This window comes from Burkholderia sp. AU17457, from assembly GCF_002223255.1.
GTDB classification, from domain to species: Bacteria; Pseudomonadota; Gammaproteobacteria; order Burkholderiales; family Burkholderiaceae; genus Burkholderia; species Burkholderia sola.
In genome coordinates this window covers 239,875-251,198 of record NZ_NKFB01000008.1, presented here as the reverse complement: position 1 = coordinate 251,198, position 11,324 = coordinate 239,875, and the positions used below count along the sequence as shown (strand labels likewise).

General features: G+C 67.1%; 7 protein-coding genes. 5 read left to right on the top strand and 2 right to left on the bottom strand.

From position 1 onward, the window contains the following. Positions 1-14 precede the first annotated feature (14 nt). The 3 genes from CFB49_RS31045 to asnB all read left to right on the top strand — a co-directional run bounded on the left by CFB49_RS31045 (position 15) and on the right by asnB (position 5,323). Positions 15-1,433, top strand: coding sequence for an efflux RND transporter periplasmic adaptor subunit (locus CFB49_RS31045; protein ID WP_089493290.1), 1,419 nt, complete (start codon positions 15-17; stop codon positions 1,431-1,433). A 31-nt stretch (positions 1,434-1,464) separates the two neighbouring features. After that, positions 1,465-3,006, top strand: a complete 1,542-nt coding sequence (locus tag CFB49_RS31040) for an efflux transporter outer membrane subunit (RefSeq protein ID WP_089493289.1) — start codon at positions 1,465-1,467, stop codon at positions 3,004-3,006. A 496-nt stretch (positions 3,007-3,502) separates the two neighbouring features. Then, the gene (gene asnB / locus CFB49_RS31035; RefSeq protein ID WP_089493288.1) at positions 3,503-5,323 is read left to right on the top strand and encodes an asparagine synthase (glutamine-hydrolyzing); all 1,821 of its coding nucleotides are present in this window, start codon (positions 3,503-3,505) and stop codon (positions 5,321-5,323) included. A gap of 234 nt (positions 5,324-5,557) precedes the next feature. On the opposite strand, the gene CFB49_RS31030 is transcribed toward asnB, so the two are convergent. Further along, a complete protein-coding gene (locus tag CFB49_RS31030) occupies positions 5,558-7,018 on the bottom strand; it encodes a heavy metal sensor histidine kinase (RefSeq protein WP_089493287.1) in 1,461 nt (486 codons plus the stop codon). Next, entirely contained in the window at positions 7,015-7,692 is a 678-nt protein-coding gene (locus CFB49_RS31025) for a heavy metal response regulator transcription factor (RefSeq protein ID WP_006481405.1), read from the bottom strand. Before CFB49_RS31025 ends, CFB49_RS31030 begins: the two co-directional genes overlap by 4 nt. Before the next feature lie 724 nt (positions 7,693-8,416). Between CFB49_RS31025 and CFB49_RS31020 the strand changes: the two genes are divergently transcribed. Both CFB49_RS31020 and CFB49_RS31015 read left to right on the top strand, forming a co-directional pair. Next, positions 8,417-9,916: a sensor histidine kinase gene (locus CFB49_RS31020; RefSeq protein WP_306426997.1), complete on the top strand. Its 1,500-nt coding sequence runs from the start codon at positions 8,417-8,419 to the stop codon at positions 9,914-9,916. After that, positions 9,898-11,277, top strand: coding sequence for a sigma-54-dependent transcriptional regulator (locus CFB49_RS31015; RefSeq protein ID WP_069619559.1), 1,380 nt, complete (start codon positions 9,898-9,900; stop codon positions 11,275-11,277). Before CFB49_RS31020 ends, CFB49_RS31015 begins: the two co-directional genes overlap by 19 nt. The last annotated feature ends 47 nt before the right edge of the window (positions 11,278-11,324 follow it).

Sequence of the window (11,324 nt, the reverse complement as noted above, 5' to 3'; positions counted from 1 at the left end):
GACCCGGACCCATCATGAACGACTCGATCGAACCCGTCGCCCCGCCGCCCGCCGCCGAAGCGGCCACCGCGGCCGCAGCCGTACCGCCCGCCGCCCGCGGCGGCGCCCCCGACACCCCGCCGGCCCGCCGCGGCCGCAAGCTGACCGTGCCGCTCGCGGCCGCCGCGCTCGCCGCCGCGCTGCTCGCGCTCGGCATCGTGCCGCGTATCGATGCACGCGCCGCACAGCGCGCGCAGGTGGCCGTGCAGCAGGCGCTGCCGGTATCCGTCGTCGTGCCCGGCACGGCGCCGGCCGACCAGACGCTGACGTTGCCCGGTTCGGTCGCGCCCTATGCGGACGCATCGATCTATGCGCGCACGAGCGGCTATATCGCGCACTGGAGCGTCGATCTCGGCACGCACGTGAAGGCCGGCCAGACGCTCGCGCAGATTTCGGCGCCCGATCTCGACGCGCAGCTGCGCCAGGCGCGCGCCGACGAAGCGAGCGCGCAGGCGAACTACGATTATGCGAAATCGACCGCGCAGCGCTGGCAGGACATGCTGAAAACGCAGTCGGTGTCGCAGCAGGACACCGACACGAAGGTCGCGGACATGAACGCGAAACGCGCGATGCTTGCGTCCGCGCAGGCGAACGTCGCGCATCTCGCCGAGCTCGTGTCGTACGAGTCCGTCACCGCGCCGTTCGACGGCGTGATCACCGCGCGCAACGTCGACGTCGGCACGCTGGTCACCGCGGGCGGCACGCCGGGCAGCCCGGGCCTGTCGGGCGAACTGTTCCATCTCGAACAGACGGACACGCTGCGCGTGTTCGTCGACGTGCCGCAGGACAGCGCGACCGGCGTATCGACCGGCACGCCGGTCTACCTGACGACGCCGCAGTATCCGGGGCGGCGCGTTGCCGCGCGTGTCGCGCGCAGCGCGGGCGCGATCGATCCTGTCACGCGCACGCTGCGCGTCGAGATCGACGTCGACAATCGCGACGGCACGCTGATGCCCGGTGCATATGCGCAGGCGCATCTCGTGTTGCCGAGCGCGGCGCCGGCGCTCGACCTGCCGGTCAGTGCGCTGCTGTTCCGTCCGAACGGCGTGACGGTCGCCACCGTCGGCGCGAACGGACGCACCGCACTGAAGACCGTGCAGATCGGGCGCGATTTCGGCACGCGCGTGGAGATCGTCGCGGGGCTCGCGGCGACCGATCGCGTGATCGATAACCCGGGCGATGCGATCACGGCCGGGGAAGCGGTGAAGATCGTGGCGACCTCGCACGATGCGGCGCCGGTTGCTGCTTCGTCTGCTTCGTCTGCTTCGTCCGCGCAGGCCGCGCAGGCCGCGCAACCGGCGTCCGCGGCCGGTGCGCGCGACGTGCCGCAATTGCGCACAGCCGGCGTCGCACCCTCTGCGTCAACACCCGCTCCGGCGCCCACCCGCGGCTAACCCATCGACGACCACCCACGAGATGCCTGCCATGCGCCTTCTTCATCCGCTCCCGTTCGCTCGCCGCATCGTCGCGCTCGGCGCCGTCGCCGCACTGACCGCCTGCTCGACGCTGCCTCCCTATTCGCCCCCTGCCGTCGCGGTGCCCGCGCACTACGCGGGCGCGCCGGCCGCACCGGCGGAGCAGGCCGGCTGGCGCGCGGCAATGCCGGCCGACGCCGCCGCGCGCGGCGCGTGGTGGACCGTGTTCGGCGACGCCGATCTGAATGCGCTCGAAGCGCGCGTCGACGTATCGAACCAGACTGTGAAGAAAGCCGTCGCCGATCTGCAGCAAGCGCGCGCGATGGTCGACTATCAGCACGCCGGGTTCCTGCCGACGATCACCGCGGGCGTCGCACAAAGCCGCTCGCGCGTGTCGCAGAACCGGCTCGGTTCGTCGCTCGCCGGCAAAACGACGCCCGACTACCAGGCCGGCGTGGCCGCGAGCTGGGAACCGGACGTGTTCGGCCGCGTGCGCGACGCGGTGACCGGCGCGCAGGCGAATGCCGCCGCGAGCGCGGCCGACCTGCAGGCCGTGAAGCTGTCGGTCACGGCCGAACTCGCAACCGACTATTTCGCGCTGCGCTCGCTCGACACGCAGAAGCAGTTGCTCGACGACACGGTGCGCGCGTACGCGGACGCGCTGACGCTGCTCAAGCAGCAGCTCGCGGCCGGTGCGATCGACGCGTCGGCGGTTGCGCAAGCCGACACGCAGCTCGAATCGACGCGCACGCAGGACACCGACATCGATGCGTCGCGTGCGCAGTTGCAGCACGCGATCGCGACGCTCGTCGGCGAGAGTGCATCGACGTTCGCACTGCCGCCGCGCGTGCAGGCGTTCCACGTGCCGGCCATTCCGGCCGGCGTGCCGTCGCAATTGCTGGAGCGGCGGCCCGACATCGCGGCGGCCGAGCGTCGCGTCGCGGCCGCGAACGCGCAGATCGGCGAGGCGCGCGCCGCGTTCTTCCCTGATCTCGTGCTGTCGGCGAGCGCCGGCCTCGAGAGTTCGTTCTTCGCGCCGTGGCTCGCGGCGCCGAGCCTGTTCTGGTCGCTCGGCCCGCAACTCGCCGGCACGCTGTTCGACGGCGGCCGCCGCAGCGCGTCGCTGCGGGGCGCGCATGCGCAATACGACGGCGCGGTCGCCGATTACCGGCAAACCGTGCTCGTCGCGTTCCAGCAGGTGGAGGATCAGTTGTCCGCGATCGATGCACTCGCGTCCGAAGCCGGCAGCCAGCAACGCGCGACCGACGCGGCCGACCTGTCGCTGCGACTGACGACGAATCGCTTCAACGCGGGCGCCGTCAGCTATCTGGACGTGGTGACCGCGCAGACGATCGCGCTGACGAACCGGCGCACGGCCGATCAGATCGACGCGCGGCGGGTCGAGGCCGAAGTCGGGTTGCTGAAGGCGCTGGGTGGTGGCTGGCAGGCGAGCGCGAGCGCAGTATCAGGCGCGGAATCGAACACCGACGCGAAGGAACACGCGGCGGCCGTGCGGCCCGAAGCCGCCGTCGCGCTGCCGCCGGCCGGTTGAACCTACAAGGAGCGCGTGCCGCGCGCCATGCCCGCAAAAATCTTTTCGCGCCGCACTTACGATGCTGTCTTTCCGCCTCGGCGCAGGCCTCAAACGATGGTGTTGAAGCGCGGCCTGGGCGTGCGCCAAGGCTCAATGTGGACAGCCTCCAATACCCTGTAAAACAAGCACTAGCGTCGCCCCCACCGGGCTTCGGATGATCGTTATATTGTTGTGCGCGCACCCAATTTGTTGATCATCTGTTACGTGCACGCTATGCTCTTGTCACGAGTTGTTTGCCTCATTACGCCGCTCATGAGCCAAATCTGAAATTGCAAGCTCTTGAAAGCGCATTAGCACAATCTTCGCGCATACTTCCCCCATTTTTTACATGAGCGCAACGCGTGCAGACACGAAAAGAACGTCGCTCTCAGCCTTTGCTGACGGCACTACCACGAGTGCTCCCATTAGCCGTATCTGGGCTGACTGTTAGCAGCACCTTCGAACGGCAACAGCTATGGACCACGCTGTTGCTCGCCCCCGTTCAACTGGGCGCGACCGTCTGATGTGCGGCTTGGCTGGGCTGATTCGCTATGACGGCCAGGCGCCCGCACAGGTCGAGCGGGTGCTCGCCATGCGCGAGCGACAGCGGCATCGTGGGCCGGACGGCCGGGGCTTATGGCATGACCAACACGCCGTGCTTGCTCACGACCGTTTGGCGCTACTCGACGCCGAGCATGGCGCGCAGCCGATGCGCAGTGCCGACCATCGTTACGTGCTGGTCTACAACGGCGAGGTCTACAACTATGCGGAGCTTCGCCGCGAACTGAGCGCGCGCTGGTCGTTCCACACGAACACCGACACCGAGGTGGTGCTCGCCGCGTATGCGGTTTGGGGCGAAGCGTGTCTTCGGCGCTTCAACGGCATGTTCGCGTTCCTGGTGTGGGACACCCGTCGTCAGCGAGCCTTTGCCGCGCGCGACCGGCTGGGCGTCAAGCCGTTCGTTTACCTGCAACAGGGGGCGGAATTCCTGTTTGCCTCTGAGGCCAAAGGACTGCTGCCTGCGATGCACGCGCCGCGTGCGAATAGCGACGCCGTGCTGGAATACCTGGTGGCGCCGTTCTTCAGCGGCGTGGCCCAACCCATGTTCGAAGGCATGGCGTACCTGCCGCCCGGGCATCTGCTGCGCCTGGATCGCGATGGCTTGCAGCTATCGCGCTGGGCGCCGGAGATTGCCGAAAACCCGGTTGCCAGGGCCGACGATATCGCTCCCGCGCTGCGCGAGCGGCTGGCCGCGGCCGTCCAGCGCAGCTCGATCGCCGATACACCGGTTGGCCTGTTTCTCAGCGGTGGCCTCGACTCCACGCTGATAGGCGGCCTGGCGCGAGCAGCGGGTACGACACCGCCGTGCTTCACCATTCGCTTTGAAGATCACGATCGCTACGACTACGCGCGTTCGCTGATCGTGGCTTCCGATGATCAGCCTTTCGCCGAACAGGCCGCAAATGAATTGGGTCTGCCACGCGAAGACGTCGCACCGACGCGCTCCGCGCTGGCCCAGGATCTGCTGCAATTGGCCACCCAAAACGATGCACTGCCCGCATGGGAACAGGAGCTGGCGCAACATTACCTGGCGCGAGCCGCCAGCACGCGCCTCAAGGCGGTATTGGTGGGCGATGCCGCCGATGAAACGCACTACGGTTATCACTTTCTGCTCGACCCGCACGCCACCCGTGACCCGACCCATATCCTGCAACGCTTGACCGGCGATCCCTATCTACGGCCCGGCCTGCTGGAGCGACCGTTGCAACACTACGGCGAGGTCTATCGCCAACTGGCGATCGCGGCCGGACACGATTGGCATACGCCCGCGTCACGTTTGCGCGCCACGCAATGGCTGGTGCGCCATCGTTGGTTGCAGCGGCTGTTGCATAACGGCGATATCCATGGCATGGCACATGGACTGGAAGCGCGCGTCCCCTTCAGCGATACCGAAGTTTTGGACCTGGCTGCCACCATTCCGGCCGAGCTGGCGCTACGTGACGGTGTGGAAAAGGCCATGTTGCGTGAAGCGTCGCGCGGTGCGTTGCCGGAAGCCGTGCGCCTGCGCAGGAAGTCGGCCTTACCCAAGGATCAAGGCAACGGCGAGTCATTGCGCCAGCACACCCGCGAAATACTGGCTACGGACGCCGACCGCATCGCCGGCTTGCTCGACGTACCCCGGCTGCAGCGCCGCTGCGCCGATCCATTGCCGCTGAATGAGCAAGAGCGCGCCGTCATGTTTCGGGCGTGCTCGTTGGCTCACTGGTCGCGGGTTCACGGCGTGAGCATGCCATGAGGCGAGCGTTGTTTCGCGTGGCGCCCGAGACGGGGCATCTCGATCTTTGAGTCGAACCGGACCAGCGCTTGCGAACCGCTAGGCTTCGAAGTGGCGTTCTACGCGCCCGCCATCCCAGCCTGGTCGGATTGTTGAAGACGCTGGGCGGCGGCTGGCAGGCGAGCGCAAGCGCAGGCGCGGAGTCGAACACTGGCGCGACGGAACCCGCGGCGGCCGTACGGCCCCGACCCGCCGTCACGCAGCCGGCGGCCGGTTGAACGTGAGCACGAACCGCGTGCCGCGCGCGTCGCTTTCGACCTGCGCGGTGCCGCCGTGCAGTTCCATCACCGAGCGCACGATCGCGAGGCCGAGCCCGGCCGTACCGCCCGGCACACCGCCGCTGCGCGCGGGGTCGCCGCGCACGAAGCGGTCGAAGATCCGCGGCAGCAGCGCGGGATCGATCGGCTCGCCCGGATTCGCGACGACGACGCGCACCGCGTCCGGCGTTTCGTCGACACGCAGCGTGATGACACCGCCGGCAGGCGTGTAACGCAGCGCGTTCGCGAGCAGGTTGCCGACCGCGCGACGAAACAGCTCGACGTCGGCGGTCAGCTGCCCGTGCCCGTCGACGCGCAATGACGAGCCCGCTTCGTCGGCGAGCCCCTCGAAATACTCGGCGATGCGCTCGAGTTCTTCACGCACGTCGAACGCGCGCTGCCGCGTGACGAAGCTCGGATGCTCGGCTCGCGCGAGAAACAGCACGTTCTCGATCATCCGCGCGAGACGGTCGTATTCCTCGAGATTCGATTCGAGCAGCGTCTGGTACTCGTCGACCGAACGCGGCCGCGCGAGCGCGACTTCGGTGGCGCCGCGCATGTTGTTAAGCGGCGTGCGCAAGTCGTGCGCGAGATCGGCGCTGAATTGCGACAGATGCGCGAACGCCTGCTGCAGGCGGCCGAGCATCGCGTTCTGCGCATCGACGAGCGCGCGCAGCTCGGGCGGCGCGCGCGACGCATCGAGCCGCGTGTCGAGCTTGTCGACCGTGATCCGGCCGGTGTCGTCGACGATCTCGCGCAGCGGCGCGAGCGCCTTGCGAATCAGCCCGTAGCCGAGCAGTAGCGCGAACAGCGCGCCGAGGGCGCCGGCGAGTTTGAGCCGGTCGCGATAGCCTTCGAGCAGATCGGCGCGGTCGCGCATGTTGCGCGCGATCGCGATGCGGATCGGCGTGCGGTCGCCGAGCGCGGCCTCGATCAAGACGCCGCGCATCGGCGTGCCGCCGCCAGTGGCCCACGTGACGAGCCGGTCGGCCGTGATCCGGTCGTTCGCGGGAACCGGCGCCGCGTGCGGCGCGAACAGCTGCGCGTCCGCCAGCGGAACGGATGCGGCCGCAGGCGGGTCGTCGAGCGCGGCGAGCCGGACGTTGTGACGCGCGAGCACGTCGCCCTGCGCATCCACGACGACCATCGACAGCGCCTCGTTGCCCAGCACCTGGCTCGTGAGCCGCTCCGCGTGCGCGCGAACCGCATCGAGCGACTCGAGCTCGCCCGCGAGCCGGCGCGTGTGACGCGCGGCCAGCACGATGTCGAGATCGTCCTGTGTGTTGACCTGCCGCTCGAGGCCCGCATACACGTACGCGCCGACGAGCGCGAACGCGGCGAGCGTGGTGGCGGCGAACGCGAGCGCGAGCGTCGCCGCAAGCGAGCGCGGGCGCGTCATGCGTCGTCCTTCGGTTCGAGCACGTAGCCGACGCCGCGCACGGTATGGATCAGCTTGACCGGGAACGCGTCGTCGATCTTCGCGCGCAGACGCCGGATCGCGACCTCGACGACGTTCGTGTCGCTGTCGAAATTCATGTCCCACACGTACGACGCGATCTGCGTGCGGCTCAGCACCTCGCCCTGCCGGCGCGCAAGCAGCTGCAGCAGCGAGAATTCGCGCGGCGTCAGGTCGATTCGCGTCGCGCCGCGCTTCACGCGGCGGCGCACCACGTCGATTTCCAGATCGCCGACCGTCAGATGTTCGGTCTCGCGCGGCGGCCCGCGACGGGCGAGCGTGCGGATGCGGGCGAGCAGTTCGACGAACGCGAACGGCTTCACGAGGTAGTCGTCGGCGCCGAGTTCGAGGCCGTGCACGCGGTCCTGCACGTCGTCGCGTGCGGTCAGGAACAGCACCGGCGTCGTGTGTGTTTCGCGCAGCCGCTTCAGCACGCCCCAGCCGTCGAGCACGGGCAGCATCACGTCGAGCACGATCACGTCGTAACGCTCTTCCTGCGCGAGCATCAGCCCTTCGGCGCCGTCCTTCGCCAGATCGACGCTGAAGCCCGATTCCTCGAGCCCCTTCTTCAGGTACGCGCCCGTCTTCGGTTCGTCTTCGACTATCAGGATGCGCATGGCCGGCTCCGTCGCTTTCGTGGGGACATCCGGCGATGTTACCCGGAAACGGCGACACGGCTTCGCTCCGTGCAGGCGCGAACGGCGTAGATGACAAAACGGTAATCAGACGGTCAGCCTGGCGTGCGGTCACGGTGCCAGGCGGCGGGTTCCCGTGCCGTCAGCCCGATCGGGCGCCACATTGCTTTTATTGACGACGCACAGTCCGCAAACGATTGCGCACAAGACGAAAATAAAACGTTTATGTACCATTCAGATAATAAGGATCACTTCCAGATATGAACACGAACCGTGTCTGACACATGAATTTCATTATGTACTTAAAACGGGAGTGAAACGATACGCTCGTCTCCCCGGCGCCCATATGGGTGCTTCCGCGCCTCCACCTTCTAGTTATTGCACCCACCGGCTGCCCAAATGCTTCGAGCGTGACCGAAATCGGCGCGCTTGTCGGACGGTTGGAGTGTGCCGGATTCCATCGCCGTCTTGTCTGACAAAACCCACCGAACGAGCGATGCGAGTGCGTGCGTACCGCATACATCGCATGCTTCACATACGAATGGCCCGTCACATCGTCCCCACGGCCACCCATTATTCTCGACCGGACGTCGACGCGGATGCGAACGCGATTGCCCTGCATTGCGCAGACCATTTCCATGAGAACAGACGTAGCACCCTTCAACGCAAGACCATGCCGCTAGTCAGACCGAGGTTTTCAACGCAATTGTCGCTACTCAGGGCACTTGCCGCGGCGTTGTGCGCATCGCTGATCGCAATCATCTGGTTAATGGCCAGTTGCACCGAGGGCCACCGGATCGCATCCGCCAGGCAGCGCGCGAGCGACGCGTGCGAGGCGATTGCTTCCCACTACACGCTGTCGTTACCGCACGCGACGGAGCCGAACGTTGAACTGTTGCGCGACGTACTCAACACGGCCCTTGCCGCATCCGCGGGTATCGAGGGAGGGTTCTGGCGGGCTGACGCGCCGCGCTCCACGCCGCCTGTGAGTGCGCCCGGGCATGGCGGTGGATTCCTCGCTTATGCGTTTCCTTCTTACCCGGGCAGCGGCATCAAGCGCGACATTCCGGAAGCGGAAACGCCGCTGATCCTGAGTGCGCTCTCCGCCGCTTCCAGCGCCGTTCGTCCCGCCGCCGAGATAGTCGGACGACACCGCGAGGCGGTTATCGCGATCGCGTGCCCCGTGAACGGACATACCGGGCTCTATGCGTGGACCCTCGTGCGCGCGCAATCGATGTGGGTCCGTCAGGGCGACGCCATCGTAGCGACGTTCGCCGGCGCGCTGGCGGTTCTGTTCGCCGTTTCCCTGTATCTCGCATTCGCACTGTGCGCATGGCGCGACAAACTGGTACGGCTCGACACCGCGCTCTCGAACGACGACGCCGATTGGACCGGAAGCATCTCCTGCCCGGGCGAACCGGAACTCGATCGAATCGCGCATGCATTCAACCGCTGGATTGCGCGTACCCGCGATGCGCGCGAACGGGCGAGCGAACTGGAAACACGCCTCGCTCACGCGCATCGTGTCGCGCTGCTCGGCACACTGGCCGCCGAGGTTGCGCATGAAATCCGCAATCCGGCCGGCGCGATGCGATTGAAAGCCGAAAACGCGCTGGCCGGTGATGCCTCCCGGCAGCAATCGGCACTGCGCTCGATACTCGGCCAGATCGAGCGCATCGAAATCCAGGTGTCGAGGCTCCTGGCGCTCACCCAGCCCGTTACGCCGCGCGTCGAGCCGGTCGATCCGGCCACATGGCTTCCGGAAAGCGTGCAGACACACGATGAGTTCGCGCGCAGCAAGGATGTCGCGTTGACGGTGGCCTGCAATATGCCGACGGCGTCCGCCGGGGAAATGACCGATCGCCCCGTTTTCGACCCCGCCCAGATGCGCCGTGCCCTCGACAATCTGATCGTCAATTCGCTGGCGCACGTTCGCCCGGGCGGCACGGTTCACATCGAGGCCAGCCGTCGCGCTTCGCCATGTGGCGTGCGCTTCGTACTCGAAGTCGCCGACGACGGCCCCGGCGTGGCCGAAGCCGAGCGCGTGCGCATCTTCGAACCCTTCGTCAGTGCGCGGCCCGGCGGCTGCGGGCTGGGTCTCACCCTGGTTCGAGAGATCGCAGCGTCGCACGGCGGCAATGCCTATCACGCCGCCACCCCTACTGCCTGCTTTGTCATCGATATCCCATGGCAACCATCCTGCTGATCGACGACGACGATGCCTTCTGCGAAGGATTGTCTGAAACGCTGACCGATCTCGGTCACGAAACCCTATGCGCCGGCACGGGCAAGCACGCGCTCGCTCGCATCGAGCGAGGTCTGCAACCCGCCTGCATCTTTCTCGACATCCGGCTGCCGGACATGGACGGAATAGCCGTACTCGAGAAGCTGCGGCACGTCGATCGCCTCGCGACGGTACCCGTCGTGGTACTGACCGCCTATGCCCGTAGCGGCAACACGATCGCCGCCATGCGCTTGGGCGCGTTCGACCACCTGGCGAAGCCGGTCGGCCGCGACGATATCGCGCGTCTGCTCGAGCGCATCTTCGCGGCCCATTCTCCGTCCGACGCCGTTGCCCGTATGCCTGCGAACGTCGATGCATTCGACGAGCCTGTCGGTACGGAACCGCGCTTGCTCGGCATCAGCGCGGCGATGCGCGAAGTACAAAAATGTATCGGCCGCGCGGCAGCGTCGGACGCGACCGTTCTCATCACCGGGGAAACGGGAACCGGCAAGGAAATCGCGGCCAGGGTGCTCCACGTCGAGTCGTCGCGTCGCGCTCGCCCGTTCGTTGCCGTCAATTGCGCGGCGATTCCCCATGAGCTTCTCGAAAGCGAGCTCTTCGGCCATTGCAAAGGCGCTTTCACGGGCGCCACGGCCGCACGGACGGGCCGGATCGTCGAAGCCGATGGCGGCACGCTTTTTCTGGATGAAGTCGGCGACATGGCGACCTGCATGCAGGCCAAGCTGCTGCGCGTGCTGCAGGAACAACAAGTCACCCCGCTCGGCGTCAACCGGTCCGTTTCGGTGAACGTCCGCGTGATTGCAGCAACCCACCGGGACCTGCGGACCATGGTCGCGAACGGAACGTTTCGCGAAGACCTGCTTTACCGACTCAACGTCATCCCCATTCATCTGCCGCCGCTGCGCGAACGGCTGGACGATATCCTGCCGCTCGCCGTCCATTTTCTCGACACGACGTCGAGCACGACTACGACGAAGCGGCTGTCCGTGCAGGCGGAGCGCCGCCTGATCGCGTATGCGTGGCCGGGCAACGTACGCGAACTGCGCAACGCGATCGCACGCGTGAATGCGCTCGCGCCCGGCGCCGTCGTCACTGGATGCGATCTCGCGTTCCTCGACGAACCGGGTGTTCCGTCGCGCGACGCGCTGCTGCCGGTCGCGATGCTCAATCGTCCGCTGTCGGAAGCCCTCGCCGCCGTCGAGCGCGAGATGATCCTGCGCACGCTGGCACTCACCGGCGACAATCGCGCGGAAGCGGCGAAGCGGCTCGGTATCAGCCGCCAGTCCCTGTACACGCGCATGGCGAACCTCGACATCGGCTAGCGCCGGATTGCCGGACACACGTGTGCGGGCGCGTTGACACGCTCGCT

Coding starts and splice junctions, on each gene's coding strand:
- CFB49_RS31045 (WP_089493290.1), top strand. CDS start 15: ATGAACGACTCGATCGAACCCGTCGCCCCGCCGCCCGCCGCCGAAGCG.
- CFB49_RS31040 (WP_089493289.1), top strand. CDS start 1,465: ATGCGCCTTCTTCATCCGCTCCCGTTCGCTCGCCGCATCGTCGCGCTC.
- asnB (WP_089493288.1), top strand. CDS start 3,503: ATGGACCACGCTGTTGCTCGCCCCCGTTCAACTGGGCGCGACCGTCTG.
- CFB49_RS31030 (WP_089493287.1), bottom strand. CDS start 7,018: ATGACGCGCCCGCGCTCGCTTGCGGCGACGCTCGCGCTCGCGTTCGCC.
- CFB49_RS31025 (WP_006481405.1), bottom strand. CDS start 7,692: ATGCGCATCCTGATAGTCGAAGACGAACCGAAGACGGGCGCGTACCTG.
- CFB49_RS31015 (WP_069619559.1), top strand. CDS start 9,898: ATGGCAACCATCCTGCTGATCGACGACGACGATGCCTTCTGCGAAGGA.